This is a genomic window from Rhizobium sp. BK289 (assembly GCF_014193575.1).
In the GTDB taxonomy this organism is placed as follows: Bacteria; Pseudomonadota; Alphaproteobacteria; order Rhizobiales; family Rhizobiaceae; genus Rhizobium; species Rhizobium tropici_C.
Genome location: NZ_JACHZO010000001.1, coordinates 1 through 25,812, shown reverse-complemented (window position 1 = coordinate 25,812; position 25,812 = coordinate 1). Strand labels below are relative to the sequence as shown.

Annotated in this window: 25 protein-coding genes; 15 read left to right on the top strand and 10 right to left on the bottom strand. The window is 60.8% G+C overall.

All coding sequences use genetic code 11. The features are described 5' to 3' along the window. Positions 1 to 11 precede the first annotated feature (11 nt). The 3 genes from FHT84_RS00125 to FHT84_RS00115 form a co-directional block, all read right to left on the bottom strand. Entirely contained in the window at positions 12 to 1,139 is a 1,128-nt protein-coding gene (locus FHT84_RS00125) for an FAD-binding oxidoreductase (protein WP_183761267.1), read from the bottom strand. Positions 1,140 to 1,208: 69 nt separating this feature from the next. Continuing rightward, the gene (locus FHT84_RS31650) at positions 1,209 to 2,738 is read right to left on the bottom strand and encodes an amino acid ABC transporter permease/ATP-binding protein (RefSeq protein ID WP_112344482.1); all 1,530 of its coding nucleotides are present in this window, start codon (positions 2,736 to 2,738) and stop codon (positions 1,209 to 1,211) included. Between the two features lie 68 nt (positions 2,739 to 2,806). Next, complete coding sequence (locus FHT84_RS00115; protein WP_112344481.1) at positions 2,807 to 3,634, bottom strand: ABC transporter substrate-binding protein; 828 nt, start codon at positions 3,632 to 3,634, stop codon at positions 2,807 to 2,809. Between the two features lie 184 nt (positions 3,635 to 3,818). On the opposite strand from FHT84_RS00115, the gene FHT84_RS00110 reads away from it, so the two are divergent. From FHT84_RS00110 to FHT84_RS00100, 3 genes are all read left to right on the top strand, one after another. After that, on the top strand, positions 3,819 to 4,898 hold the full coding sequence (locus tag FHT84_RS00110; RefSeq protein ID WP_112344480.1) for a LacI family DNA-binding transcriptional regulator: 1,080 nt from the start codon (positions 3,819 to 3,821) through the stop codon (positions 4,896 to 4,898). Between the two features lie 223 nt (positions 4,899 to 5,121). Next, entirely contained in the window at positions 5,122 to 5,619 is a 498-nt protein-coding gene (locus tag FHT84_RS00105) for a BON domain-containing protein (RefSeq protein WP_112344479.1), read from the top strand. A 210-nt stretch (positions 5,620 to 5,829) separates the two neighbouring features. Then, positions 5,830 to 8,001 (top strand): adenylate/guanylate cyclase domain-containing protein, encoded by a 2,172-nt coding sequence (locus FHT84_RS00100; protein ID WP_181592419.1) that lies wholly within the window; start codon positions 5,830 to 5,832, stop codon positions 7,999 to 8,001. 33 nt (positions 8,002 to 8,034) lie between these two features. Here the strand turns inward: FHT84_RS00100 and FHT84_RS00095 are convergent, their stop codons facing one another. Further along, positions 8,035 to 9,072 carry a FecR domain-containing protein gene (locus FHT84_RS00095; protein ID WP_112344478.1) on the bottom strand — a complete coding sequence of 346 codons (1,038 nt, stop codon included), beginning with the start codon at positions 9,070 to 9,072 and terminating at the stop codon, positions 8,035 to 8,037. 282 nt (positions 9,073 to 9,354) lie between these two features. Between FHT84_RS00095 and FHT84_RS00090 the strand changes: the two genes are divergently transcribed. Both FHT84_RS00090 and FHT84_RS00085 read left to right on the top strand, forming a co-directional pair. Next, a complete protein-coding gene (locus FHT84_RS00090; RefSeq protein WP_112344477.1) occupies positions 9,355 to 10,293 on the top strand; it encodes an alpha/beta hydrolase in 939 nt (312 codons plus the stop codon). 88 nt (positions 10,294 to 10,381) lie between these two features. Next, entirely contained in the window at positions 10,382 to 10,585 is a 204-nt protein-coding gene (locus tag FHT84_RS00085; protein WP_112344476.1) for a cold-shock protein, read from the top strand. An 88-nt stretch (positions 10,586 to 10,673) separates the two neighbouring features. On the opposite strand, the gene FHT84_RS00080 is transcribed toward FHT84_RS00085, so the two are convergent. The 3 genes from FHT84_RS00080 to madL all read right to left on the bottom strand — a co-directional run bounded on the left by FHT84_RS00080 (position 10,674) and on the right by madL (position 12,653). Continuing rightward, the gene (locus FHT84_RS00080; RefSeq protein ID WP_113251396.1) at positions 10,674 to 11,342 is read right to left on the bottom strand and encodes a GntR family transcriptional regulator; all 669 of its coding nucleotides are present in this window, start codon (positions 11,340 to 11,342) and stop codon (positions 10,674 to 10,676) included. Between the two features lie 112 nt (positions 11,343 to 11,454). Next, positions 11,455 to 12,219: a malonate transporter subunit MadM gene (gene madM / locus FHT84_RS00075; RefSeq protein ID WP_112344474.1), complete on the bottom strand. Its 765-nt coding sequence runs from the start codon at positions 12,217 to 12,219 to the stop codon at positions 11,455 to 11,457. An 11-nt stretch (positions 12,220 to 12,230) separates the two neighbouring features. After that, positions 12,231 to 12,653, bottom strand: a complete 423-nt coding sequence (gene madL / locus FHT84_RS00070; protein WP_112344473.1) for a malonate transporter subunit MadL — start codon at positions 12,651 to 12,653, stop codon at positions 12,231 to 12,233. A gap of 175 nt (positions 12,654 to 12,828) precedes the next feature. Here madL and mdcA point away from each other — a divergent pair, with 175 nt between their 5' ends. The 7 genes from mdcA to FHT84_RS00035 are packed head-to-tail and all read left to right on the top strand — an operon-like array spanning position 12,829 to position 18,818. Then, a complete protein-coding gene (mdcA, locus tag FHT84_RS00065; RefSeq protein ID WP_112344472.1) occupies positions 12,829 to 14,478 on the top strand; it encodes a malonate decarboxylase subunit alpha in 1,650 nt (549 codons plus the stop codon). A gap of 9 nt (positions 14,479 to 14,487) precedes the next feature. Next, positions 14,488 to 14,799, top strand: a complete 312-nt coding sequence (gene mdcC, locus FHT84_RS00060; RefSeq protein ID WP_112344471.1) for a malonate decarboxylase acyl carrier protein — start codon at positions 14,488 to 14,490, stop codon at positions 14,797 to 14,799. Further along, positions 14,796 to 15,707, top strand: a complete 912-nt coding sequence (locus tag FHT84_RS00055; protein ID WP_112344470.1) for a biotin-independent malonate decarboxylase subunit beta — start codon at positions 14,796 to 14,798, stop codon at positions 15,705 to 15,707. Before mdcC ends, FHT84_RS00055 begins: the two co-directional genes overlap by 4 nt. Beyond that, positions 15,694 to 16,416, top strand: a complete 723-nt coding sequence (locus FHT84_RS00050; RefSeq protein ID WP_112344469.1) for a biotin-independent malonate decarboxylase subunit gamma — start codon at positions 15,694 to 15,696, stop codon at positions 16,414 to 16,416. Before FHT84_RS00055 ends, FHT84_RS00050 begins: the two co-directional genes overlap by 14 nt. After that, positions 16,409 to 17,050, top strand: a complete 642-nt coding sequence (gene mdcG / locus FHT84_RS00045; RefSeq protein WP_112344468.1) for a malonate decarboxylase holo-[acyl-carrier-protein] synthase — start codon at positions 16,409 to 16,411, stop codon at positions 17,048 to 17,050. The genes FHT84_RS00050 and mdcG overlap by 8 nt, the downstream gene beginning before the upstream one ends. After that, positions 17,047 to 17,901 (top strand): triphosphoribosyl-dephospho-CoA synthase MdcB, encoded by an 855-nt coding sequence (gene mdcB / locus FHT84_RS00040; RefSeq protein ID WP_112344467.1) that lies wholly within the window; start codon positions 17,047 to 17,049, stop codon positions 17,899 to 17,901. The genes mdcG and mdcB overlap by 4 nt, the downstream gene beginning before the upstream one ends. Further along, a complete protein-coding gene (locus tag FHT84_RS00035) occupies positions 17,898 to 18,818 on the top strand; it encodes an acyltransferase domain-containing protein (protein ID WP_112344466.1) in 921 nt (306 codons plus the stop codon). The genes mdcB and FHT84_RS00035 overlap by 4 nt, the downstream gene beginning before the upstream one ends. Before the next feature lie 105 nt (positions 18,819 to 18,923). Here the strand turns inward: FHT84_RS00035 and FHT84_RS00030 are convergent, their stop codons facing one another. Further along, a complete protein-coding gene (locus FHT84_RS00030) occupies positions 18,924 to 19,811 on the bottom strand; it encodes a LysR substrate-binding domain-containing protein (protein WP_112344465.1) in 888 nt (295 codons plus the stop codon). Positions 19,812 to 19,920: 109 nt separating this feature from the next. Here FHT84_RS00030 and FHT84_RS00025 point away from each other — a divergent pair, with 109 nt between their 5' ends. Together FHT84_RS00025 and FHT84_RS00020 are read left to right on the top strand one after the other, a co-directional pair. Beyond that, positions 19,921 to 21,174 (top strand): aromatic ring-hydroxylating dioxygenase subunit alpha, encoded by a 1,254-nt coding sequence (locus FHT84_RS00025; RefSeq protein ID WP_112344464.1) that lies wholly within the window; start codon positions 19,921 to 19,923, stop codon positions 21,172 to 21,174. After that, positions 21,164 to 22,246, top strand: a complete 1,083-nt coding sequence (locus tag FHT84_RS00020) for an FAD-binding oxidoreductase (protein WP_112344463.1) — start codon at positions 21,164 to 21,166, stop codon at positions 22,244 to 22,246. Before FHT84_RS00025 ends, FHT84_RS00020 begins: the two co-directional genes overlap by 11 nt. 77 nt (positions 22,247 to 22,323) lie before the next feature. On the opposite strand, the gene FHT84_RS00015 is transcribed toward FHT84_RS00020, so the two are convergent. After that, positions 22,324 to 22,728 carry a GFA family protein gene (locus tag FHT84_RS00015; protein ID WP_112345169.1) on the bottom strand — a complete coding sequence of 135 codons (405 nt, stop codon included), beginning with the start codon at positions 22,726 to 22,728 and terminating at the stop codon, positions 22,324 to 22,326. A 182-nt stretch (positions 22,729 to 22,910) separates the two neighbouring features. Continuing rightward, on the bottom strand, positions 22,911 to 24,947 hold the full coding sequence (locus tag FHT84_RS00010; protein ID WP_112344462.1) for an NADH:flavin oxidoreductase: 2,037 nt from the start codon (positions 24,945 to 24,947) through the stop codon (positions 22,911 to 22,913). Positions 24,948 to 25,092: 145 nt separating this feature from the next. Here FHT84_RS00010 and FHT84_RS00005 point away from each other — a divergent pair, with 145 nt between their 5' ends. Further along, positions 25,093 to 25,722 carry a TetR/AcrR family transcriptional regulator gene (locus FHT84_RS00005; protein ID WP_112344461.1) on the top strand — a complete coding sequence of 210 codons (630 nt, stop codon included), beginning with the start codon at positions 25,093 to 25,095 and terminating at the stop codon, positions 25,720 to 25,722. Positions 25,723 to 25,812: the final 90 nt, after the last annotated feature.

The following is a 25,812-nucleotide window of genomic DNA, read 5'->3' as shown; positions in this document are numbered from 1 at the left end:
CTCTTATCAAGCTATCTGGCAAAGCGTTCCGGCCGGAAGGAAGCCAGAAGGGGGTGCCGTCTGCCGGTGGCGATCTCGTCGGCAAGCAGCTCGCCCGCGATCAGGCCGAGCGTGGCGCCGCTATGGCTGAAGGCGACGAAATAGCCCGGTATCGCCTGCAATTCGCCGAAAACGGGCTCGCCATCGCCCGGGATTGGTTTGGGGCCGATGCCGTAGTCGCCGATCTCGAGGGTCGGGTTGCCTTCCAGCACCTTTGAAGCCTCCATCAACAAGCCTTCAAGAGTCGAGGGACTGATCTCATAACTGCCGTCGCCCTTCACGACGACCTCCTCTTCCGACCATGCCGAATCCAGGGCGAAGGCGCCGTCCGGAGTTGGACGAATGGCGACGCGCGGCGTGTTCAGCACCGCCTTCAGCGGGTGCTTGATCGGCTTCGTCCTGACGAGAAGTGCGATCGGCGTATCATCGCCGATATGCTGGCCGGCCTCGGCAACGATCGTCGGCACGTCGCCACCGGTGGCCAGCAGCACGGCATCGGCCGACCAATGGGCGCCGTTCGCTGTCCTGACGCCACGGGCACGGCCTTCGTGTACATCGACCGTCGCCCGGCCGGCATCAGTGACGATTTTGCCGCCCAATGCGCGGAATTCTTCGGCAAGAATCCCGATCAGGGACGGCAGATCGACCCAGCCCTCGCCCGGATTGAAGATCGCTCCCTGTCTGGTCACCGAGCGGGCATCAACGCCGGGCGTAATCCTGGCAACCTGATCCGGCATCAGCAGTTGCGCATGATAGCCAAGGTCACGCTCGTAATCGAAAACCGCGGCAATATCATTGCCGGCATCATCCGCATCCCAGGTCAGGCCGCCATCGAAGCGCAGCCAGGCCGCATCCGGATATTTGGCTGCTAACGTGCGATAGCGGTCGATGCCGGCCAGGCGTAGTCGATGATAGGCGTCGGAACGACGCCGGGCCGAATTGAGCCAGGCGAGCGAGCGGCCGGATGCGCCATTCGCCAACAGGCCATCATTGATAAGTGTTGTTTGAATGCCGAGCCGCGCAAGATGAACGGCCGTGGAGACCCCGAAGATACCGCCGCCGACGACAATAACTTTCGAAGGACGAGTGGGAGCATGCATGTTGGAAAACCTTGTCAGTGGTGGGTGTTGCGATCAAGAAGCCGGCGGAAGCCGCCGCCGACCCTGTTGTCAAAGAACCTCGGCGAGGAAACGCTTCAGCCGTTCGCTTTGCGGAATGTCGAAGATCTGCTCCGGCGGGCCCGCTTCGACGATACGGCCTTCATCCATGAACACGACCTGATCGGCGACCTTGCGGGCAAATCCCATCTCGTGCGTGACGACCGCCATGGTCATCCCCTGGCGCCCGAGATTGGCCATCAGGTCGAGCACCCCCTTCACCAATTCCGGATCGAGCGCGCTCGTGACCTCGTCGAAGAGAACGACCTCCGGATCCATGGCGAGCGCGCGGGCAATGGCAACGCGCTGCTGCTGGCCGCCGGACAGGCCAGCGGGCCGATGATCCTTACGCCCGGCAAGGCCGACTTCCGCAAGGCGGGTCTCGGCAATTCGGCGCGCCTCGCCCTTCGGCATCCTCTTGATCTTCGTCAGCGACAGCATGACGTTTTCGAGCGCGGTATGATCCGGAAAGAGATTGAAGTGCTGGAACACCATGCCGACGCGGCGCCGCAGGTTTTCCGGCTTCATCGCCAGAATGCTTTCGCCATCGAGCGCGATATCGCCGCGCTTCGGCTCAACGAGCCGGTTGAGGCACCGGAGCAGTGTCGACTTGCCGGAGCCGGAAGGCCCGATGATGCAGGTCACCGTGCCTCTCGCAATATCGAGATCGATGCCCTTCAGCACTTCGAGATCGCCATAGGACATGCTGAGATCGCGGATTTGAACGGCGCCACCCTTGAAACGCGGAGCAGCGGCGTCGGAAGGCGCCGTGGTACCCGATGCCGCTTCCAGTTCGCCGACCTCGACGAGGCCGCTGGTGACGCCGGAACTGTGGCCCTGACGCCCGAGACGCAGACGCGCGTCGATATAGTTGACGAGGTGCGTCAGCGGAACGGTGATGACCAGATAGAAGACGCCAGCGAGCAGCAGAGGCGAGAGATTGCCCGTGACGACGGCCTGATCCTGGCCGACGCGAAAAATTTCGCGCTCGGAGGCCAGCAGCCCCAAAAAGTAGACGAGGCTCGAATCCTTGACGTTGCCGATGAACTGGTTGACGAGGGCCGGCAGGACACGCCGCACGCCCTGCGGAATGACGATCAGCCGCATGCCCTGTCCGTAGCTCATGCTGAGCGCGCGGCAGGCTTCCATCTGCCCCCGCTCGACGCTTTGAATGCCGGATCGAAAGATCTCGCCGATATAGGCGCCGGCGATCAGGCTCAGCGCGATGATGCCAAGCGGAAACGGCGACGGACCGAAGATCTCGCGGCCGATGCGGGCGAAGCCTTGGCCGATGATGAGGATCGTCACGATCGCCGGCAGGCCGCGAAAGATATCGGTATAGATGCGCGCCGGCAGGCGCAGCCAACGTGACTGCGAAATGCCCATAACGGCCAGCACCATGCCGATGATGACGCCGAGCACGGTGGAGGCTGCCGCCAGAATCAGTGTGTTCTTCAGTCCGACCGTGATCATACTCGGCAGGACTTCTGCCATCGCATCCCAATCGAGGAAGCTGCGACGGAGATTTTCAAGCCAATCCATTCAATTCCCCATGAAATTCGTCAGGCGGTTCAATGCCGCCGTCCGGCAAGCCGGACGGCGGCACGGCCTTACTTTTTAGGAAGATATTGGTCGGGCATCGGCGAGCCGGGGAACCACTTCTCATAGAACGTCTTCCAGGTGCCGTCCTGCATCGCTTCGTGCAGCGCCTTGTTGAGCGCCAGGCGGAAGGCGTCATTGCCCTTGTGGACGACGAAGCCTGCAGGTGCGTCGAAAGACGGAATGTTTACCGCAATCTTCAATGTGGGATAACGCTCGCCATATTGCTTGGCCGCCTCATAATCGAGGAAATGTGCGTCGATGGTACCGTTGTTCAATGCCGCCACGGCCGAATTGTTGTCCGGGAATTTGACGAGATCCGTGCCAGTGAAGTTCTTCGTGGCATAAACTTCCTGCAGCGTACCCTGTACGACGCCGAGGCGCTTGCCCTTGAGACCGCTCGCATCCTTGATCGAGGCATCGGAGGACAGAACCGAGAGATAGCCGGCGAGGTAACCATCCGAGAAATCGACCGTCTTCTTGCGTGCCTCGGTGGTGCCGATCGCCGCGACGGCGACGTCGAAACGCTGGTTGGCGACCGACGGCAGCAAGGCTGAGAACTCCTGGCCGGTAAACGTCACCTTGTCCTTGGGAAAGCCCATGCGGGAGACGACGTTCAAAAAGAGTTCGATATCGAAACCGGTGAATTGCCCATCGGCCGTCGTGAAGGTGTAGGGCTTGGAATCTCCCATCGTGCCGACGCTGATAACGCCGGGATCGATCAGATGATAGGGGTTGTCGGCAGCGACCGCCGGGCCGACGCTTGCTGCAACGAAATAGGCCAGCACGCCGGCGCGCAAGGGCGCGGCAATGGCTGAGAATATACCGGATATGTTCATGTTCGTTCTCCGCTCTGAAGGATGCTCTTATCGGCACTCATGCATGCGCGTCCTCATCCCCGCCCGGGGTTGGCGAGAGATTATCTGGACAAGAGACCGGTCTCATATATAAAGAGACCGGTCTCAGTGATATTTGTTAACTTGAGATTGACCGCCCGTCAACAACTCTTGTAGTCGTCATTGAATGGAAGAGCCCCTTACCTCGAAACGCTCCGTGACCGTCGCCGACGTTGCCAGGGCAGCGAATGTCTCGAAGGCCACCGCCGCGCGCGTGCTCGGCGGCTATGGCATCGTCAGCGACAAGGTTCGCGAGCAGGTGCTTGCCGCTGCCGCCGCACTCGAATACCGGCCGAACGAACTTGCCCGCAGCATGACGACAGGCAAATCCGGCATCATCGGCGTTTTGGTGGGCGATATCGAGAATGCCTTCTTCAGCCTGGCTGTCAGGGGTATTAGCGACGTCGCGCGCATGGCCGGCTTCAATGTGATCATTGCCAATTCCGGCGAGGAGCTCGATGCGGAAAAGTCGGCGGTGGATCTGCTCATCGGCAAGCGCGTCGATGGGTTAATCGTGACCCCGGCGCGCTGCGACCGGATGGAGCATCTTCGGGACATACATCGCGTCGGCGTGCCGCTCGTTCTCTTTGACCGAAGCATTCCGGAACTCGGCGTGGATGCCGTCACGGGCGATGATTTCGACGCCGCCATGATGGCCACCCGCCATCTTCTCGATATGGGACATCGTCGGATCGCCTATATCTCCGCCATGGATGCGGAGAATGAATTCCTTGGCGATATCAGCAGCATTTCCAATTCGGCGGTGCGCGAACGGGTGGAAGGCGTGCTGAAGGAACAAGCCGACGCCGGCATAAAGAAGGCTCGGTATTACGTGCGGCTCGGCGCCACCGACCAGCCAAGGACGGATGGTGTCGTCGAGCGCCTGCTGCGGGACGCGGCACCGCCAACCGCCCTCATCACTTCGGACAGCCTCGTCGGTCTTCGCGTTTTCAAGTCTCTGCAGACCTTCGGGCTGTCCATACCACGCGACATCTCGATGATTTCCTTTCTGGATGCCGACTGGACGACCGTCACGACACCGCCGATTACCGTTATCGACCAGCCTGTCTACGAGATGGGCAAGAAGGCGGCCGAACGGCTGATTTCGCGGTTGAACGGCAAGGGCATGCCCGCGGAGCGCACCGCCATAAAAACTAGCCTTATCCGGCGCGGATCGGTCGCCTCGCTGCCTCTCAGCGATCAGTAACGCGCCATATCGTGAGCGGGTGGGAACGTCCTAGACCAACTTCGCCTTCATCGATAGGGCCGAGATGATCGGGCACGCGCAGGACAAACCATGACAATGAACACGACCCAACTTCGAACCGCGTTCTGCCCGTCGTGATTAAGGCCCGGCAAGCTGCGGCGGCGGGCGCGATGAAACAAATTGATTTCAGACATGTTTGACTCCGATAAGAAAGGAGATCGACATGACAGCGCCGCGTAAACCAAATCCGTCATCCCGCGAAGAAGACTATCGCGACTATGAAGACCGGGACCTGCGTGAGGGGTGGCCATATTCCGATGCCGATGGCGATCCTCTAAAACCCAGGCCCGACGACACGGGCTATGGCGACACCCCGGCCAATTTCGACGAAGATCCGAGCGCCGGGTTTACAAAGGATACCGCCGATGCGTCTGGACGCGAGGACCGGATCGATACAACCGCCCCTTTGCCGCCAAACAGAATTGACGACGACCAGTTGGAAGCGCAGATCACGGATCGACTGGAAGAGATCGGCAAGGTCGACGTCGACAGCATCGAAGTGCGTGCCACCGATGGTGTTGTCACACTGGAAGGCCGCGTCGAGACGATTTCGCTGCTGCGCCACCTGGAAACTATCGTTTTGTCCATACCTGGCGTCGTGAGCGTACGAAACAATCTCGAGACGATCGCCATCGATTCTCATATTCCCGATGAAGAGTAAATCGAGTCGGCTCAATCTTGGCGAGACTTGAACTGCGTACAACCGCGTGAAAGCACGGCCCCATGTCTCCTCGATACTTTGATCATTGCATCGCTCCCGAGAACAAGGCAGCATATTCTTTCCCGACACAGCAGCAGAACAATAGATTTTTGCATTTCTCCGAAGTGCTACTATTGCCGGGAAATACGGGGCAAAGGGACCGACGCCGCAATGGTGACGCGTGCGCAGCAAATTGGCGTCGTTATCGGCCTGACCATCGTCACGGCGCTGACGATCCTTCGGGCAAGCGATCCTCAGTTACTAAGGCTTGCCCGCGATTTGACCTTTGACCAGTATCAGCGCCTGGTGCCCAGGACCTTCGAGAACCAGCCCGTCCGCGTCGTCGACATAGACGAGGCGTCCTTGCGCGAGTTCGGTCAATGGCCTTGGCCGCGAAACCGGATTGCCGCTCTTGTGGACAGGCTTTCCGATATGGGCGCGTCCGCCATCGCCTTCGATGTCCTTTTCGCTGAGCCCGATCGCCTGTCGCCGCGCAATGTCGTTCGCGATGTCACCGGGATCGACCCTTCGCTGCTCGGCAAGCTGCCGGACAATGATGAGATTTTTTCCCAGTCGCTATCGGGAAGACCGGTGGTTCTGGGCTTCGGCCTCTCCAACGAAGGGAACTATCTGCCGCCGATCAAGGCGGGATTTGCCTATACCGGCGAAAGCCCCTTCAGTGCGCCGCCGGCGATCAAGGCCGCGACGCCGCTGCAGCCGCAATTGCAGGCCAATGCCGCAGGCCTCGGCCATATCAGCCTCAATCCGGGCGCATCATCGGCGGTGGTGCGCGCGGTTCCGCTGTTCCTCAGCGACGGCAAACAGCTTTACCCCAGCCTTGCGCTCGAAGCGCTCCGCGTCGCACAAGGGGCCTCCACCTACGTGCTCGACGCAGCGCCGAACACGCCCAACACGCTAGCTCGTGTGAAAATCGGGGATTTCGTCGTGCCGGTAACGGCAGCGGGAGAGCTCTGGCTCTATGTCAGCCCCGACACTACGGAGCGGTATATTTCGGCAGCAAAGGTACTTTCGCCCGGAAACGTCTCTACCGATATCAAAACTGCCATCGAAGGCAGCATCGTTTTCGTCGGAACCTCTGCCTCAGGTCTCCAGGATGTCCGCACGACGGCCCTTGGCGAGAACGTGCCCGGCGTCTCCATCCATGCTCAGATCGTTGAGCAGGTTCTTTCGGGCCGCTTCTTGTCCCGGCCGGATTGGGCGGACGGTCTGGAAATCCTGTCCATCGCCATCTTGGGCAGCCTTCTGGTAATCCTCACCACTTTCGTCAATCCGGCCGTCGCGCTTGCCTGCGGCCTGCTGATTACCTTCCTTGCTCTTGTGGCCTCCTGGCTTGCCTTCTTGTATGGGGGCTTCCTCTTCGACCCGCTGGCACCGATCGTCGCCGGATCGATCACGCATTTCGCCGCGACGGCATTCCGCTTTCTCGTGACCGATCGGGAACGTCGCGACGTGCGGCGGGCTTTCGGCCACTATCTCTCGCCGTCCCTGCTCCATCGCATCGAGCATACGCGCAATGCCCTGCGCCTCGGAGGAGATGAACGCGAGCTGACGGTCATGTTCGTCGATGTGCGAAACTTCACCCAGATCAGCGAGGAGATGACCCCGAGCGCCGTCGTTGCGTTTCTGAACACGCTGCTCGATGCACTGAGCTACCATGTCATCGCCAATGACGGCACGCTCGACAAGTTCATCGGCGACTCGATCATGGCCTTCTGGAACGCTCCCGTCGATGTCTCCGATCATGCCGGCAAGGCGATCCGCGCGGCTCTCGGCATGCGGGAAACGCTCGCCCGCCTCAACAAGATCGATGCATTCGGTTTCGGAGACGAGCGGCGGGTCGGGATAGGGATCGGCATACATACGGGGCTCGCATGCGTCGGCAATATGGGGGCCGAGACACGGTTCAATTACTCCGCGGTCGGGGACGCCGTGAACATTGCCGCACGTATCGAATCCGCCTGCAAGGACATCAATTTCGACATTCTGGTATCCGAACCGACCGCAAGCCTGCTGCCCGATTGCGCTCTGCTCGAGGCCGGCGCGCTGACGCTGAAGGGTAAGAGTATGAGAACCAAACTCTTTGCTGTGGTCGGCGATGCGCGCCTGAAAAGATCCACCGAATTTGCCGAACTTCAGTCCACGCACAGGCAGCTTGTCGCCGCTCTCCGAACACGGTCGACGAGCAGCCGCAAACTCATCAGCACGACGAAACTCAAGGCGCGGGCCGTAGCAGCAGGACTATTGCAGGGTTTTTACGGCCAGATTTCGCGCCGAGCCGGACATTTCGCCGATGAAACCGCAGACAAGGCGGCCGACATCTAGCTGACTGATAGCCATCCTCCGCCACGTACAGCACTATCGATGGTGATGCCCGTTACCGTGACCGCCATGATGGCCGTCATCTCCTTGGCTGTCCTGATCGTCTCCGTCGTGATCACCCCATCCGTGGTCACCTCTGCCATGATGGTTGTGATGTTCATGGTGATCGTGATGCTCGCCTTCGTCGTCATCGTGCTCATGCGGTTTGCCTGATTTATCGGGCGGGCTTGGCGGATTTGAGATATCCGGCGTGCTGGGAGTTTCGTGCGGTGCTGCGGGCGCCTCGGCGTGCGGCGATTCCTGGGGGCTGGGTGGGCTAGGCGTATCGTGCGGTGCCGGTGCAGGATTATTCGCCGGAGCGCTGCGTGGAGATATGCCATTAGGCCGATCTCTCATCGCCGTCGACAGACCGCAGCCGCCGCCGGCAAAGCCCATTCGTCCCGAAAGTTGCTGATCGCCGGACAGGAACGGCAAAGCTTTCTGGTTGCCCAGGGTTTTGAGGATATCGCGGTTGACCCGGCGCGGATCGCTGATCTGACCGTTGCGTTTTGCAACGACGCAGTCGCATTGCTGCTTCAACTGCCTGCATCCGCCGGCACCGCAGAATTGCGCGGCGCCGCTCAACAGAACGACCGCCGTGGTGCCATTGGCCCCGACATAGAAATCGAATACCGTGCCGCGCACGCCGATCGTCCCGGCCGGAGTTACGATCTGGTAGGCCGCGTGGTTCGAATTTCCACTCATCCAGCGAAAAGTGCCCTTGGCCGCATTGACGGTCAGCTTTTTGACGGAGCCTGAGTCGTCGTAGACGAATTTATCGATGACAACAGAGGAGCCGGCTCCCACAGCCAGCTTCGTGCCATCTTGAAAGGTGAACTGTCCAAGACCCGAAAGGGAGGTGCGAATTCGCTCATCCCGATGCACGGGATCGTCGACCGCAAGCGGACCGCCTTCGCCCGTAACTTCGGTTTTAATCAGCACCGCCTGACCGACCTTCTCGGCGCCTCTCGAAGACAATGGCGCGAGCAGCATGACGCTCAACGCGATGGTTGCGGCGTGACGTAGATACGACATCGCACCCTCCAGGCATATCTATGTTTTACCATAGAATACCTTCAAATGTCGCATCATCCTTTTTGAGTATAAACGGCGCAGGCCGATTTATTATCGGGTTGAATCCCACCGAAACAGACAGGTTCTACCACCGTCATCATCGGTGAAGCTTCCATGCCGGTTGTATCTTCCATCTTGTTTGACGGAAAACCTACTTTCTGGCCAATGCGCGATATTTCGGCGAAGTTACCAGGGTCGAAAACGGAGGGTGGAACAATTTCGGAGACGTTACGTTTGAGGCAAATGAAAACGCAGCACGCCATTGTTCGTACTGGTAAAATTCTTCAATTCGACTCCGCTCAAGTCCACATCTTGGAAAGTGGCGATGTCGCGGGGCGTCCCGTCGTCGTTTTGCACGGATGCGGCAGTCTCGCCCAGGAAGTTCTTCTTCCCTTTGAGAACAGCGCATATCGGCTGATTGCGGTCGACCGCCCTGGTTATGGCCATAGCACTCCCTTGCCGGAGGGCGAGCGCGGAGGGTTCGGGCAATCGGTCTGGCTCGAGCGTCTCCTCGAGTTCCTCGACATTAGAAACGTCATCATAGTGGCGCATTCGATAGGATGCGCGCCTGCTCTCCATCTTGCCGCGCGAAGGCGAGACCTAGTGAGTGGCCTGCTGCTGATCTCTCCCTGCTGCCGGCCGGTTCCGTTCAAGCCGCTGATCACGCTCAGAGCCGCCTCAGCTCCGATGATCGGCGCTTTATTTTACCAGCAGGTGATCAGCCGCTGGCCCGGATATTTTGTCGAACGGGGACTTCAAGCCTCGTCCTATCCGAACCCCGTCCCTGCCACGCTTGCAAATTTGCCTGCACATCATCTGCTCAACCCGATTTCGATCCGGTCCATGGCGGACGAGCTTCGGGCATTCAATAGCGATATGCAGCGTCTGACGATGCTCCCCGCGGACTTGCCGATATCGGTCCTGTTCGGGCTCGCCGATAGGATTATCGATCCCGCCTGGCACCTGGAATGGATCCGGAGAAAACATCCCGCCCCTATCATCAAGCTGCTGAACGATGTCGGCCACATGCCGCATCACATTGCGCCCGACATCGCGCGGACGATGCTGAGCGGCTTGGTCACTGTTGCAGACACGGGTTCCGGCATCAGGCCGCCCGACATCGCTTCAATCGACAGGAAGCCTGCTCATGCCGGCTTTCGTCGGCAGCTCACGGCCAGCTGAACCTTGTTGCATCCGACCCGCTTGATCTGGCGCCGACTGACCGCTAGGTTGCCGTCGCAATCAAACTGTACAGACACGGGGGAATGGCATGCCGACTGGTAAAGTTAAGTTTTTCAACACCGACAAGGGCTTCGGCTTCATCGCGCCGGAATCGGGAGGAGCTGACGTATTCGTGCATGTCTCCGCCCTGCAATATGGCGATGTGCTCAAAGAGGGCCAATCCGTTTCCTATGATCTCGGCCAGGATCGTAAGACCGGCAAGTCGAAGGCGGAAAACGTCAGACCGCTCTGACAAAGTGATACACAGCACTATTCAACACATCAGGATAGTGCTGTGACGTTCCAAGCCGCTTATTGTGCGCGCTTGCCGGATGCCGCCTTTATGCGGCTTCCTCACCGATTTCCATGTAGCGCGCCAATGCCAAAGCCGCATTCAGCATGTGCTCGCGCATGATCAAGGCCGCTTCCGCCGCATCGCCGCGCATCATCGCGCGCAGGATCGCCTCGTGCTCATGAAATGAAGCTGACAATCGCTGCGGTTGACGCAGCTGCGTTCTGCGGAATGGCAGGAGCCTTGCACGAAGCCGCATCAGTTCATCGAACAGAAACTCGTTATGCGCACTGCGATACAAAGCTTCGTGGAAGGACAAATTGAGCTTGTCATATTGCTCGAAGTCGTCCGCCTTCGCTGCGAGTTCGGAGCGCTCGTGAATGTCCGCCAGAACCGCGCGTTCCATACCCGTTATCCGATGCGTTGCCAGACGGACGCACATGCATTCCATCTCGGCGGTTACTTCGAACATCTCCATCAGCCGCGGCAAGGTCAATGGCAGAACCGTTGCGCCGCGTCGCGGGCGAATCTCAACCAGGCCGATCGCCTCCAGCTGGCGCAGAGCCTCCCTCACCGGCGTGCGGGAAGCGCCAAAGCGGCTGCTCAGCGTTGCTTCGTCCAAACTCGTGCCAGGCCTTATGGCACCGGAGGAAATCTCATCCATCAGCACGAGTTTAATGCGCTGACCGATCGATCCAGCTTCGTCAAATTCCGTCATTTCAAACCTTGCTTCCGATTTGGCGGGAAACCATTCAGTTTTACACCATCCAATTCGACAGATAGCAATCACCATGCAATATCAAGCCGCGTGCTGCATGTTCATCGCACCCTCAGCCCCCTGCAATCGCCCTGACGGCGAGATAAAGGATCGAAGGTGCAACAAGGCAGCCCAGCCCCGTATGAAACGTCGCCGTCAATGCGCCATAGGGAACGAGCCGACGATCGGTCGCCGCCAGGCCGCCCGACACGCCGCTGACGGTTCCCATCAGGCCGCCGAACACCATGGCGCTGCGGGGATTGTCGAGACCGATCGCCTTGGCGACAATCGGTGTTCCGACCATGACAAGGACAGCCTTGAAAACACCGGTGGCGATGGACAGCGCGATCACGGCCGAGCTTGCGCCCAAAGCGGCTCCCGTCACTGGTCCCACGATGTAGGTAACGGCACCGGCGCCGATCGTCGTTATGGATACGGCATCCGTATAGCCGAAGGCGACGGCGAGTAACGAGCCGACAATGAACGGAAGAACCGTGCCGAGGCCAAGGGCAAGCGCACCGACAGCGCCGGCCTTGCGTGCCTGGCTGACATCAACCTCGAAGGCCGTGGCGACGATGGCGAAATCGCGCAGCATGGCTCCGCCCATCAGGCCGATGCCGCTGAGGATGGGAATATCCACCACTCCTTTCTCGCCTCCGGTCCACAGACCAGCCGCAAAGGCGGCGGCAAGCCCCAGGACGATTGCGATGGCCGAGCCGTGGACGCGGCCGAACAGGACATGTTTCGAGATGGCATTCGACAGCCACATCACCAATCCAACGATCGCAAACGCGGTGAGCAGGCTGTTGGCGGTCAGGCTGTGTTTCAGGATCTCCATGGAAGCCTCCCTCAGGCCGCGTTGCCGGAGGTGGCAAGCTCGCCCCTGGCCTTCGCTTCGATTTCATCCATCGTTTCGCCTCTCTCGCCGATACGGCTCATCAGCGCGACGGTCGCGAAGCAAACGAAAACCGTCACGATCCCGGCAATCAACACCAGCGGACCGCTGCGTGCAGCCACCAGCACGTTCTGCTGAGCCGCCATGGCAACGACGATCGGAATATAGAGAGCGCCCCAGAACTCGACGCCGAGTTTGAGCGGAAGCGTCAGCAAGCCCCGTCTGCTCAGCCACAGCCGCGTGGCAATGAGCAGGATCATGGCAATGCCGACACCGCCGACATTCGCCTTCACGCCAAGCGCCACCCCCAGGAGATCCCCGAGGACGCTCCCCAAGAGGGTGCAAAGGGCAAGCATAGCGACACCGGAGATCATCATGAGCGATCCTCCCCGCACGCGCTTCGATAGAAATACAAGGCCACCATTTTTCCTCCTCCAATGCATACAGATAAACCGCATGACGATTTTAAAATACACGTTGTTGCGGTTTTTCGCAATTGTGTGTACATTATATTTCTAGAAACACGCTCTTGCGCATACAAAGGGCAATCAAATGCTTGATTGGAATACAAAGGGCCGCGACAGGCTGGCACGTCTGGAAGCCGGCCAGCGCCTCGCTGCCGGCAAGCTTGTCGACCCGCAGCGCCTCGTCGCTTTCCTGGAAGCGATCCTGAAGCCCGGGGATCGTGTTTGCCTTGAGGGCGACAACCAGAAGCAGGCCGACCTGCTGGCCAAGGCGCTGTCTGAAGTCGATGTTGCCAAAATACACGACCTGCATATGGTGCAGTCGGGTGTGGTCCTGCCGGAGCATCTCGATATTTTCGAAAGCGGCATCGCCCGGCGGCTCGATTTTTCCTATTCCGGCCCGCAATCGGCCCGCATCGCTCGCATGATGTTCGGGGGCCAGATCGAAGTGGGTGCCGTTCACACCTATCTGGAGCTCTTCGCCCGCTATTTTATCGATCTGACGCCACAGGTGGCGCTTATCGCCGCGGTCAGCGCGGACAGAGAGGGAAACCTCTACACCGGGCCGAATACGGAAGACACGCCAACGGTCGTGGAGGCGACGAGCTTCGGTAAGGGGCTGGTCGTCGCGCAGGTGGGCGAGATCGTCGATCGCGTGCCGCGCGTCGACATTCCTGCCGACCAGGTTCATTTCGTCGTGGATGCCAAGCGACCCTTTTATGTGGAGCCGCTGTTCACGCGCGATCCGGCGGCGATTACCGAAACGCAAATCCTGACGGCAATGCTGGCGATCAAGGGGCTCTATATGCCCTATGGCGTGCGCCGCCTGAACCATGGCATCGGCTTCAATACCGCGGCCATAGAGCTGCTGCTGCCGACTTACGGTGAACGGCTGGGATTGAAGGGCAAGGTCTGCACGCATTGGGCGCTGAACCCTCATCCCACCCTGATCCCCGCCATCGAGGCCGGATGGGTGGAGCAGATCCATTCCTTCGGCTCCGAAGTGGGCATGGAAGACTATATGCGGGCTCGCCCCGACATTTTTTTCACCGGACCTGACGGCTCGTTGCGTTCCAACCGCGCCTTCTGCCAGACCGCCGGACTGTATGCCTGCGACATGTTCATCGGCTCGACCTTGCAGATCGACCTTGCCGGCAACAGTTCGACCGTGACCGGCAACAGGGTCGCCGGTTTCGGCGGCGCCCCCAATATGGGATCGGACGCGCGGGGTCGGCGCCATCCGAGCGACGCCTGGCTGCGCGCCGGCCGGGAAGCCGACCCCTCTGCCGCCACCCCCGCCCTGCGCCGAGGACGCAAGCTGGTCGTCCAGATCGGCGAAACCTTCGGCGATGGCATGGTGCCGATGTTCGTCGAGCGTCTGGGCGCCCTGGATCTGGCCGACAAGCTACGGCTCGATCTGGCTCCCGTGATGGTTTACGGTGACGACGTGACCCATATCGTGACGGAAGAGGGGATCGCCAATCTGCTGTTGTGCCGGGACAGGGACGAGCGGGAACAGGCGATCCGCGGCGTGGCCGGTTACACCGAAGTCGGTCGCGCCCGAGACCGCAAGATGGTGGAGCACCTACGTCAGCGCAAGGTCATCCAGCGTCCCGAAGACCTTGGAATTGATCCCCTGGATGCCGATCGCAGTCTGCTGGCTGCGCATTCCATCAAGGATCTGATGCTCGCCTCTGGCGGCCTCTACAGGCCGCCTTCCCGGTTTCGCAATTGGTAGGCCACCGCCATGGAAAATCTGCTTTACAAATTGAAATCGGCACAGACCGGCGGGACCCGCGCCCTCGCCCTGGTGGGCGTCGTCGCGTCGGGCAACCTCGAAATATTGCTTGAACGGCGGGAGGCGCCGGACCGTTGCGTTATCGAGATCGCAACGCCGGCCCATGGTTTCGCCGAGCTGTGGGCAGCGGTTACCGAAGATTTCGCGGCACGCTCTGCCGCCGGCGGTCTGCGCATCACGATTAATGACGGCGGCGCCCGGCCGGATATGGTGGCGCTGCGCCTGGCCCAGGGTGTGCGGCTGATGGAGAAGCCAGAATGACCGATCCTCGCACGCCGCGCCGAAGCTGGTATGAAGAGTCCACCCGCGGTCGGCTGCTGCATCTGCTCGACGCCGACAGCTTCACCGAATTCCTGGGCCCGGAACGGCGGGAGACGAGCCCTCACCTTGCACTTTTCGATTTACCCCGGCAGTTCGACGATGGCATCATCGTCGGAGCCGGCCGCATTGACGGCCGTCCCGTGCTGGTGGCCGCCCAGGAAGGGCGCTTCATGGGCGGTGCCATCGGCGAGGTGCACGGCGCCAAGCTGACGGGCCTGCTGCATGCCGCGGCTAAGATGCGGCGGGATATCGTCATTCTCTTCGACACAGGCGGCGTGCGCCTCCAGGAAGCCAATGCCGGTGAGCTGGCGATTTCCGAGATCATGCGCGCCGTGCTGGAGGCGCGATCCGAGGGTGCGCGCGTCATCGGTCTTCTTGGCGGCCGGGCGGGCTGCTACGGTGGCGGCAGCCTGATTGCCGGCTGCTGTTCGGCACTCGTCATTTCCGAGCAGGGTCGCCTATCCGTCTCCGGTCCGGAGGTCATCGAAACGAACAAAGGCGTGGAAGAATTCGACTCCCGCGATCGGGCGCTCGTCTGGCGAACCATGGGCGGCAAGCATCGCTACCTGATTGGCGGAGCCGATATCTTCGTCGAGGACGATATCGCCGCCTTCCGCACCGGCGCGATTGCCGCGCTGCAACGGCCGGCCACTTTAGACCCGACGGTGCTGCAAGCAGAACAGACGCGGCTCGAACATAGATTGCGCCATTTTGGCGATGCCCGTGATGCCACCGAGATATGGGCGCGGCTGCATATTGAGGACCCCGGGCAAATACCGGAGCGGGACATCGGGACTTTCCTCACCACCGCCAATATCCATCGGGAGAGCGCCGATGCAGCTCGCTGATATCCTGTCCTCACTCTTTCCGGCCGGCCATGAAGTGGCGCAGGCGGGCGGGCTCGTTACCGGCTGGGGCCGGTTGGACCAGCAGAACCGGATCGATCTGATCGGCATTGCCGACAAGACCTATCCCGGCGTCGACGAGGCGATAGCGCTGGCCGGGCATATCCTTTCCGTCGCGCGACGGCCGGACAGCTCGCCCCTGTTGTTCCTGGTCGATTCCGGCAGCCAGCGGATGAGCCGGCGTGACGAACTGCTGGGGCTTAGCGAGGCACTGGCGCATTTGGCAAAGGCGCTGTGGCAGGCGGAGCATGCGGGACACCGCACGGTCGGCCTCCTCTACGGGGGCAGCGCTGCCGGCGCCTTCATTGCCACCGCGCTGGCCTGCGGATCGCTGGCAGCCTTGCCCACCGCCTGGCCCGAAGTCATGGACCTGCCATCCATGGCTCGAGTAACCAAGCTGCCGCTTGCCATCCTGAAGGAAAAGGCCGAGACAACGCCCGTCTTCGCGCCCGGCCTCGATAATCTTCTTGCCACCGGCGCCGTAGCGGAAGTCTGGGATCCGGCGGCCTCGTTGAACGCCCAGCTTGCCGCACTTCTTGCCCGGCCTGTTTCGCGTGATCTGCGCGCGCAATTGGGCGCCGATCGCGGCGGCCGGCCGAAGGCTGCGATGATCGCGGCCGAGGTAGAGCGGCTGGCTTTGCTCCATGACTGATGTCGCCGCCCTCCGCCGCCACGATCTTGTCTATGTGCGCTCCGAAGCGTGGCCGGGCTTGCTGCGTGGGCAAGTCCAGGGCGAAATGGAGCCCGATGTGCTGGCATGGGCGGCGTTGGGACGACCGGCAATCTTCCGTCGTCGGACATGCAGCGACGCGGCGGATATCATATCCTTGGGGCTTCCCCTTCCTCCAAATATGGGACGCAAACGGCTTGCTCTCGCCTGCCCGCCCGCTGCCGTGATACGGACGACACCTCCTCCTCTATTAAGGGATGCGCTGGCCGCGGCGCCGGCGCGATGGTGTCAGGCCATTGGCACCCTTCTGGAGTCAGCCCCCTCTTGTCGCTGTTTCGGAAGTCTGGCTTGGCAATACCTGACCGGCCTTTCCTATCTGGCCGATACTTCCGATCTCGATCTTCTGGTCGAGTGTGGCTCGGACGCAGATGCAAGGCGAGTGACGGCTTTACTGACCGATGTTGCCGAACGCGCGCCGATGCGTATCGACGCCGAATTGATCACGCCGTGCGGTACAGCCGTGCAATGGCGGGAATGGCTGTCGGGAAATCCGGAGCTCCTGGTTAAATCCCATACCGGATCGGCCCTTATTGCGCGGGAGGCGCTGTTCGCATGACGTTTCCGTTGCTGGCCAAACCACACCCCGTCGCCGTCAAGCATTGCGATCCCGCGCTGATCGGGCGGCATGCCGCCCGAGCGCTCATCCTGGAGGTGGAAACCTGGCCCAAGCCAGGATTGGTCAGCCACATCGACAACGGCGCTCACGCCGACATGGACGCAGATCTTCTGCGCCTGAGCGCTCGGACACTGGAGCCGTTCTTCATCGCGCTTGCCAAGACGGGCGCGATGAACGCCGGCATGGATCGCCTGCGGCAAATCGGCATGGAAGCGGAAAAGGCAATGCGGGATGCGACCGGCGGAGTGAATACCCATCGCGGCGCCATCTTCGGCCTTGGCCTTCTTGCGGCGGCGGCCGGCCTGGCGGCGACCTGCGATTGGCGGGCGCCGCTCGGCACCCTTGTCGCACAGCGTTGGGGACGCGACATCCTCGACAAGGCGCCGGAGCATGACAGTCACGGCAGCGTGGTGGCGCGGCGCTACCAGGTCGGAGGCGCGCGGGCCGAGGCTGCCGCCGGCATGCCATCCGTCTACGATATCGCCCGTCCGGCGCTTGCCGAAGGACGGCGCCTGGCCATGGGCAATGAGGAAGCCGCAAGGGTCCATGCCTGCATGGCGCTCATCGCCGTGGTCGACGACAGCAATCTGCTTTATCGTGCCGGCCCGGAAGGGTTGAATTTCGCGCGTGAGAAGGCCCGCGCCTTTCTGGCGGATGGTGGGGTCGGACGGGCGAACTGGCGGTGGGATGCCAAAGCCATTCACGAGGCATTCGTCGCGCGCAACCTCAGCCCCGGCGGCTGTGCCGATCTGCTTGCGATGGCGCTGTTTACAGAGGTGATGGAATTGTGACCCTCGCGCTGCTCTGCTCGGGCCAAGGTCATCAGAATCGGGAGATGTTCGGGCTCTTCGCGACGGAACCCGCGGCACAACCCGTTTTCGAGGCCGCGACCGCCGTGCTTGGCACCAACCCGACGGACTTCTGCCGGACTGCACCCGAAGCCGCCTTGCATGCAAACCGCGAGGGGCAGATCCTGTGCGTGGCGCGTGCGCTTGCGATTGCCCGCGCCCTTTTCCCGGTGGGCGCACCAAGCGAAACGATGGTGGCCGGTTACAGCGTCGGTGAAATGGCGGCATGGGGGGTGGCCGGCGTCTGGTCGCTCATGGATAGTTTGAAACTGGTCGATCAGCGGGCACGGGCAATGGATGCCGCAGGCGGACCGGATGATGGGCTCGGCTATGTGCGCGGCTTGCCGCAGGCGGCCGTGGAACAGCTCGCCAGCCGGTTCGGCTGCGCAATTGCCATTGTGAACCCGGATCTTCTGTTCATCGTCGGCGGCGATCGACCTTCAATCGATGCGCTCTGCGCGGCTGCGCTGGAGGAAGGTGCAGCGCGTGCCGCCCCGATGACGGTGCGCGTCGCCTCCCATACGCCGCGGCTCGCCGGTGCGGTCGCACCGTTTGACAGTGCGCTCGCCTCGGTGGCCATGAGCCGCCCGACCCTGCGTCTCATGACCGCCAGTGGTGCCACTCTCGTTGCCGACCCGCTTCGCGCTCGGATGGGTCTGGCACGGCAAGTGGCCGAGAGGATCGATTGGGCTGATGTGCTTGAAGCCTTGGGTGAACGTGGCGTGACCGCGATCCTCGAACTTGGGCCTGGCCGTGCTCTGGCGGAAATGGCTGCCACCGCCCTGCCAGCAGTCAAGGTGCGCGCAGTCGATGATTTCCACAGCCTCTCAGGCGTCAAGGCCTGGCTGGCGGCCCTCTGAAATCAAAGCCTTATCGCAGCCGGCGGTATGACTTTCATCGATCTCGGATGACTGTGCACGGCGCTCGGCTGCCAATCTCAGGCTTCAAGGGGATCTTTCGCGTCTTCAACGAGTGAGCGCGTTCGCCAGCCAATTCGCCGCATGCTCCGCCGCAGGTTTGCGGCGTGCTCTGGCTGGGAGCAGAACATGATACCGGTCCTCGGTGGGCATCTCGGCTACGTCCAGGGCGACGAGCGTGCCGTCATCCAGAAAGGTCTGGACAAGAAGGCGCCAACCCAGTGCGATCCCCTGTCCGGCGCGCGCGGCCGCGATCGCCTCGGTATAATGGTTGAAGCGAAGATGCGGCTTGATCCGCAAAGCACGACCCGTCTCCTGCGCCCATTGCGGCCATGACAGCCATGATCTGTCATGCACGTCCGTCTCGATGAATTCGTCGATTTCGCTGAGCTCACCGGGCGGACGCCGCCGGAGGTAGTCGGGCGAACATACGGGGACGACAAAGTCCTCCTGAGAGGCAACCACCTTCGCGTCGGCGAATGGCGGTCTTCCATAACGAATGGCTATATCGATGCCGCCTGCATCGAGATCGATCCTGGCATCCTGCGAAACGACCCTGATCTGGACGCCCGAATTCTCGCGCCGGAACTCCGCCAGCCGGGGAAGAAGCCAGAACGAGGAGAAGGCGACCGTCGCGCCGATGGTCACGACGTCCTGCTGGGAGGATCTGACCGCGTCGACGGTGTCCGCGATGTTCGCAAAGCTCTGAGCGAGCGTCGTTCCGAGGGTGAGGCATTCCGCGGTCGGTTCGATGGCGCGGTGTTTGCGCACGAACATCGGCAATCCCAGTTCCTCTTCCAATGCCGCGATCTGGCGGCTGACTGCTGCCTGAGTGACGCCCAACTCAATCGCGGCCGCGGTGAAGCTTCGGTGCCGCAGAACGGCTTCAAGCGTCATCAATGCCGTCAGAGATGGGATACGACGCCGAAAGTTCATTCAAGCATCCCCAGCATTACATAAGGTTATGGATTGCTGAAAATTATTGCCGTTGAAGCCTATGGGATGCAAGAGCAAACTGCCGGCCATCGAACCATGAGGAGTTATCATGCTAAACAGGCTTCCATCCGATATCTCCGCCCTTCTTGAAGCTCGCGCCGATGGTCATTCCCTGCCGGCCGGCCTTTATACGCGCGAGGACGTCTTCGAGGCCGACATCGATGTCTTCTTCCATAAGCACTGGATCTGCATCGGCCTTGACTGCGACGTTCCGGAGCCGGGCGATGCGACCGTCGTCGATATCGGCAAGACCAGCCTGATCCTCCTTCGCGACGATGACGGCGAGCTCCGCGTGCTTCACAACGTCTGTCGCCATCGCGGGTCGCGCCTGCTCGATGCCGGAAAGACCATCGTCTCGAAACTTGTCTGTCCCTACCATACCTGGACCTACGAGCTGACCGGCGAACTCGCCTACGCGCCCCATATGGGCCAGGACTTCGACAAGCAGTGTCACAGCCTGAAACCGGTCAATTTCAAATCGATCGCCGGCCTCGTCTACGTCTGCCTTTCCGACAATCCTCCGGAGGACATTGCGAACCTCGAGCAGACCATGATCGAGCGCCTCGCGCCATATGACATCCGCAACGCCAAGGTCGCGCATCAGACCGATGTCATCGAGGACGGCAACTGGAAGCTCACGATGGAGAACAATCGCGAGTGCTATCACTGTTCCGCCAACCATCCGGAACTCTGCGTCTCTTTCGTCGATCTCGACTTCGGCTTCGACCCGGAGACGTTGAGCCCGGAGGATCGCGAACAGGCGGAGGAGCACTTCCGCCTCTACGACGAGCGGACGAGGGCCTGGGAAGCCGATGGCTTTCCGTCGGCCGCCGTCGAGCAGCTCGTCGACTGCGCGACAAACTTCCGGACCCAGCGCCTGATCATCGCCGGTGCCGGCGAATCTCAGACGCATGATGCCACGGCGGCATCGTCGAAGCTCCTCGGTCAAATGACCCGTAAGGACCTCGGCGATACGCATCTTTGGGGTCACAATAGCTGGAACCACTTCATGGGCGACCATGCCGTCGTCGCGATCGTCATTCCACTCTCCGCCGGCAAGACACTGGTCAGAACCAAGTGGCTCGTGCACAAGGACGCCGTCGAAGGCAGGGACTATGATTTCGACAAGCTGACCGATGTCTGGATCGCAACGACCGACCAGGACGCGGATCTCGTCGCCCGCTCGCACGCCGGCGCACTCGACCCGGCCTATCAACCAGGCCCCTATTCCCGGTTCTCGGAAACCAATCTCGACAAATTCGCGACCTGGTACATCGATCGGATGCGCGCTCATGGGTATTGAGTTCCAACAAATTTCGCGCAGCGAGGCCGCCATCTGGAATCCCGAGCGGGACGAGACGCTCGTCTGCCTCGACGTTCATCAGGAGACGCATGATGTGAAAAGCTTCACGTTCGCATCTCCGGAAGGCAAGCGCTTCAACTTCGAGGCCGGACAGTACTTCTTGTTCGATTTCCCGACAGGTTCGGAAGGCGAGGCTCGCTGTTACAGCATCTCGTCGTCACCCTATCGCGGTAATGCGTTCACCGTGACGGTCAAACGTGTGCCCGGCGGCAAGGTCTCGAACTGGCTCCACGATCACATGGCTCCGGGCATGACGGTCAAAGGCCAAGGGCCACTCGGTCACTTCATTCGTCCAAAAGGCGAGAAAACGAAGCTCCTGCTGCTATCCGGCGGCTCGGGCATCACCCCTGTCATGTCGATCACCCGCGATCTGGCGGATCGATACGAACCTTCGGACATCGTTTTCCTTCACGCAGCGCGCACGCCTTGCGACCTCATCTTCCGCCAGGATCTGTCCGGCCTCGCGACACGGATGAAAGGTCTGCGGCTCCACTTCCTGCCGGAAACGGTGACCGGCGAGCCAGCCTGGTCCGGACTGACCGGTCGGATATCGCCCGAATACCTGAAGCTTGCGGTTCCTGACATCGCCGAGCGGGTCGTCATGTGTTGCGGTCCGGCGCCATTCATGGCGGCGGCCCGCTCGATCACGGCAGCGCTTGGCGTTCCGGCGTCGAACTACATCGAGGAGAGCTTCGATGCCGCTGTCATCGACGAACCCGGCCTCGACGTCGAGGCACAGCCTGCGGGCAAGATCTATCAGGTAGAATTCTCGAAGCAGAAGCGGATGCTCGAAGTCTCCGCCGATCAGACCGTGCTGGCAGCCGCGAAGAAAGGCAGCATCAGGCTCCCATCATCCTGCTCCAATGGCATGTGCGGAACCTGTAAATCCAAGCTCGTCTCGGGCTCGGTTGAGATGAACCACAATGGCGGCATCAGGCAGCGGGAAATCGACGCCGGGATGTTCCTGCCCTGCTGTTCGAAACCTCTGAGCAATCTGGTCATCGATCGCTGACCAGGAGATGTGTCGGCGATGCCGCGATCGGTGCAGAGGCTTTCAAGGCGCGAAGCGGCAGGAGCCCCAATACCGTATTAATCGCCTGGCCGCCCGGGAAGATCCCCTATGGTGTCGATCCAAGGCAGCCGAGAGGAGCACCAGCCCTGCGATCTGGGCCGGAGCTTGTATCGCTGGTTTATCGTCCCCAGGCGAATGCCGACCTCGTCAGCATCTTCAAGCTCTCCAGTTGTGTAGATCGGTGACCCACAATTCGGGCAGAAGTACTGCAGCCGGCGACGGCCATTATCGCCGAATTTCACGTAGAGTTTCGGCTCTCCACCCGTGATCTCAAATGCCTCGCGTCGCGCAGACACGGTAACCCTATAGGCCGTTCCCGTCAGCCGCTGGCAGTCTGTGCAGTGGCAGATTGACACCTGCTCGGGGTCGATTTCCGCCTTGTACGAAACAAACCCGCAATGACATCTTCCATCTATGTGCATCGGCTCCCCGCTGTCTCGCTGCATACACCCCTTAAACTAGAGCGGCGTCAGGACGGTTTCCATCGAATGGCGTCGCCTTCGCATTTTCATGGGCAGGACACCGCTTTTCTCCGCCGCAAGGTCGCGATGTAGGGACTCGTCCTTATATGAAGATCGGCCGACCGATTTGGCCGGCCGAGACGTTAAAGGTCCTTCGCGATCCTGAGGCCGTCGTAGATCGCGGCGTGGGTATTGCGCGCGGCGACCGCATCGCCGATCCGGAAGAGTTGGAACTGGCCGTCCTTGTTGCGGACGACGGACTGCGGCTCTCCCGCAAGAAGCTGATCGTACGAGATCTCACCCAGGTTCCGGGAGTGCGGCTTGAGTTCGAAGTACAGTTCATCGAGCGGGATCGTGCCATGATTGACCACGATCTGGTCAACGACCCTTTCCTTGGCGACGCCACCATAGTCGCTCCCGACCGTCGCGATGATCTGGTTGCCGCTCTTTTCCGCCGATTCCAGCCGGAACGTCACCGTGAACGTGACGTCCAGCGTCTGCAGCGAGCGCATGTAGGGAACAAGGTTCATCGCCATCACCTCCGGAGCAAAGGATCGGTCCGGCGTCATGATCTCTACCTTTGCACCTGCTTTCGCGAGGAATTCGGCTGCCTGCAGACCGGCATGGTCGCCGGCGTCGTCGAAGACGAGAACGTGACTGCCCGGCTTCACGTCGCCCGAGATGATGTCCCAGGACGATACCACGAGTTCGTTGCCCTTCGTGAGAACGTCGGTATGCGGCAGACCACCGGTCGCGATGATGACGACATCAGGTTTTTCGGCGGTGATGGTCTCGGCTTCCGCCCAGGTGTTGAAGTGGAAGGTGACGCCAAGCTTCTCGCATTGGCTCATCCGCCAGTCGATGATGCTGATCATCTCGCGGCGCCGCTCGCTCTGCGCCGTCAGACGGATCTGACCGCCGGCGTTATTCGCGGCCTCGAAGACGACGACATCGTGACCGCGCTCGGCGGACACGCGCGCCGCCTCGAGCCCCGCCGGTCCCGCCCCTACGATAACGACCTTCTTGCGGAGTTCGGCCTTCTCCACGATGTGCGGCATCGTCTGCTCGCGCCCGGTCGCCGCGTTGTGAATACAGAAGGCAAGGCCGCCCTGGTAGATGCGGTCAAGACAGTAGTTGGCGCCGACGCAGGGACGAATATCCTCTTCGCGCTTCTCGATGATCTTGCGAACGATATGCGGGTCCGTCATGTGGGCGCGCGTCATGCCCACCATGTCGACCTTGCCTGCCGCGATGGCATGGCGGGCGGTCGCCACGTCCGGGATCTTGGCCGCGTGGAATGTCGGAAAGTTCGTCGCGGCGCGGATATCGCCGGCGAAATCGAGATGCGGAGAGTTTGCCATGCCCTGGATGGGAATGACATCGGTGAGACCCGGATCGGTGTCGATATGGCCGCGAATGACGTTGAGATAGTCAATCAGGCCGCTGTCGCGCAGCCGCTTCGAAATCTCGATGCCTTCCTCTTTCCCGGTACCGCCGGGAAGGCGTTCGTCCGCAGTGTATCGGACGCCGAGAATAAAATCGTCCCCTACCCGCTTTCGCATCGCCTTGAAGACGTCAAGACAGAAGCGCATGCGGTTCTCGAGCGAGCCGCCATACGGCCCATCGAGTTCGTTGGTCAGCGGCGAAACGAACTGGTCTATGAGATGTCCGTAGGCCTCCAATTCGATGCCGTCCATGCCACCGGCCTTCATGCGTTCGGCAGCGTCGGCGAAATCCTTGATGATGCGCTCGATATCCCAGTCTTCGATCTTCTTCGGAAAGGCCCTGTGCGAGGCTTCGCGATGGTGGGACGGCGATACGATGGGCAGCCAATCGCCCTTGTCCCAGCGCGTGCGGCGGCCGAGATGTGTAAGCTGGATCATGATCGCCGAGCCGTGTTCGTGAACCGCGTCGGTCATCTCGCGGATCCACGGAACAATCTCGTCCTTATAGGCGAGCAGGTTGTTGAAAACCGGAGGACTGTCTCGCGAGACGGCGGCCGAGCCGGCCGTCATCGTCAGCGCGACACCTCCCTTGGCCCGTTCAACCGTGTAGGCGCGATACCGCTCCTTCGGCATGCCGTCTTCGGGGTAGGCCGGTTCGTGAGAGGTCACGATGATGCGGTTGCGCAGCGTCAGATGCTTTAATTTATAAGGCTGAAGAAGAGGATCGTTCGACATGCGTCGTGCTCCGGGCTGGAAACATCGCATGACGCTAAATGAAAATGTACACCTATGTCAACGAAGAAAACATAAGCGTCTTTTTCTGAGACACTAATGTACATTTTCATTGTCGAGACCACAGTAATTTGATAGGAGAAGAGCCATGGACCAGAGTGTAAGCGACAGCGGATGGCGGGGGTCTCAGGAGGGTTGGTTGGAGGCGGCCTATTCGTCCCTGATCGATTCCGGAGTGGATTCCGTAAAGATCCAGCCGCTGGCGAAGAAGCTCAAGCTCTCGCGCACGAGCTTCTATTGGTTTTTCAAGGATCGCGAAGAGCTTCTGAGCGCCCTGGTCGGCAGATGGCGGGACAAGAATACCGGGAATTTGGTCAAGCAGTCAGAGGCTTATGCGGAGTCGGTTGCGGAGGCGATGCTCAATGTCTTCGACTGCTGGCTCGATAAGGACTTGTTCGATTCTCAGTTCGAGTTCGCCGTGCGCAGCTGGGCCTTGCAGTCCCCGGATATTCTCGAGGAGGTTCGCCGCGCCGACCACTTGCGCATGGAGGCGCTCTCGCGAATGTTCACCCGCTTCGGCTATGACGCCGTTTCCGCCGATGTCCGCGCGCGGACGACCTACCTTGTGCAGATCGGCTATATCTCGATGCAGTCCAAGGAAGACATTGCCGTGCGCATGAAGCGAATTCCGGAATATATCGCGATCTATACCGGACAGACTCCGCAGCAGCGGGAGCTTGACCGCTTCTTTTCGCGTCACAGCTACAAACCAAGCTAGAGCAGGTCCTGCGATCGATGAATCGATTGTGAAGTGACGCGGCGCGGCGAAGCTGATTCAACATCCACAGCAAAGAGGTGGATGATGGCA

What these genes read in the sequence shown, in the direction of transcription:
- FHT84_RS00125 (WP_183761267.1), bottom strand. Translation starts at nt 1,139, where the DNA reads ATGCATGCTCCCACTCGTCCTTCGAAAGTTATTGTCGTCGGCGGCGGT.
- FHT84_RS31650 (WP_112344482.1), bottom strand. Translation starts at nt 2,738, where the DNA reads ATGGATTGGCTTGAAAATCTCCGTCGCAGCTTCCTCGATTGGGATGCG.
- FHT84_RS00115 (WP_112344481.1), bottom strand. Translation starts at nt 3,634, where the DNA reads ATGAACATATCCGGTATATTCTCAGCCATTGCCGCGCCCTTGCGCGCC.
- FHT84_RS00110 (WP_112344480.1), top strand. Translation starts at nt 3,819, where the DNA reads ATGGAAGAGCCCCTTACCTCGAAACGCTCCGTGACCGTCGCCGACGTT.
- FHT84_RS00105 (WP_112344479.1), top strand. Translation starts at nt 5,122, where the DNA reads ATGACAGCGCCGCGTAAACCAAATCCGTCATCCCGCGAAGAAGACTAT.
- FHT84_RS00100 (WP_181592419.1), top strand. Translation starts at nt 5,830, where the DNA reads ATGGTGACGCGTGCGCAGCAAATTGGCGTCGTTATCGGCCTGACCATC.
- FHT84_RS00095 (WP_112344478.1), bottom strand. Translation starts at nt 9,072, where the DNA reads ATGTCGTATCTACGTCACGCCGCAACCATCGCGTTGAGCGTCATGCTG.
- FHT84_RS00090 (WP_112344477.1), top strand. Translation starts at nt 9,355, where the DNA reads ATGAAAACGCAGCACGCCATTGTTCGTACTGGTAAAATTCTTCAATTC.
- FHT84_RS00085 (WP_112344476.1), top strand. Translation starts at nt 10,382, where the DNA reads ATGCCGACTGGTAAAGTTAAGTTTTTCAACACCGACAAGGGCTTCGGC.
- FHT84_RS00080 (WP_113251396.1), bottom strand. Translation starts at nt 11,342, where the DNA reads ATGACGGAATTTGACGAAGCTGGATCGATCGGTCAGCGCATTAAACTC.
- madM (WP_112344474.1), bottom strand. Translation starts at nt 12,219, where the DNA reads ATGGAGATCCTGAAACACAGCCTGACCGCCAACAGCCTGCTCACCGCG.
- madL (WP_112344473.1), bottom strand. Translation starts at nt 12,653, where the DNA reads ATGATGATCTCCGGTGTCGCTATGCTTGCCCTTTGCACCCTCTTGGGG.
- mdcA (WP_112344472.1), top strand. Translation starts at nt 12,829, where the DNA reads ATGCTTGATTGGAATACAAAGGGCCGCGACAGGCTGGCACGTCTGGAA.
- mdcC (WP_112344471.1), top strand. Translation starts at nt 14,488, where the DNA reads ATGGAAAATCTGCTTTACAAATTGAAATCGGCACAGACCGGCGGGACC.
- FHT84_RS00055 (WP_112344470.1), top strand. Translation starts at nt 14,796, where the DNA reads ATGACCGATCCTCGCACGCCGCGCCGAAGCTGGTATGAAGAGTCCACC.
- FHT84_RS00050 (WP_112344469.1), top strand. Translation starts at nt 15,694, where the DNA reads ATGCAGCTCGCTGATATCCTGTCCTCACTCTTTCCGGCCGGCCATGAA.
- mdcG (WP_112344468.1), top strand. Translation starts at nt 16,409, where the DNA reads ATGACTGATGTCGCCGCCCTCCGCCGCCACGATCTTGTCTATGTGCGC.
- mdcB (WP_112344467.1), top strand. Translation starts at nt 17,047, where the DNA reads ATGACGTTTCCGTTGCTGGCCAAACCACACCCCGTCGCCGTCAAGCAT.
- FHT84_RS00030 (WP_112344465.1), bottom strand. Translation starts at nt 19,811, where the DNA reads ATGAACTTTCGGCGTCGTATCCCATCTCTGACGGCATTGATGACGCTT.
- FHT84_RS00025 (WP_112344464.1), top strand. Translation starts at nt 19,921, where the DNA reads ATGCTAAACAGGCTTCCATCCGATATCTCCGCCCTTCTTGAAGCTCGC.
- FHT84_RS00020 (WP_112344463.1), top strand. Translation starts at nt 21,164, where the DNA reads ATGGGTATTGAGTTCCAACAAATTTCGCGCAGCGAGGCCGCCATCTGG.
- FHT84_RS00015 (WP_112345169.1), bottom strand. Translation starts at nt 22,728, where the DNA reads ATGCACATAGATGGAAGATGTCATTGCGGGTTTGTTTCGTACAAGGCG.
- FHT84_RS00010 (WP_112344462.1), bottom strand. Translation starts at nt 24,947, where the DNA reads ATGTCGAACGATCCTCTTCTTCAGCCTTATAAATTAAAGCATCTGACG.
- FHT84_RS00005 (WP_112344461.1), top strand. Translation starts at nt 25,093, where the DNA reads ATGGACCAGAGTGTAAGCGACAGCGGATGGCGGGGGTCTCAGGAGGGT.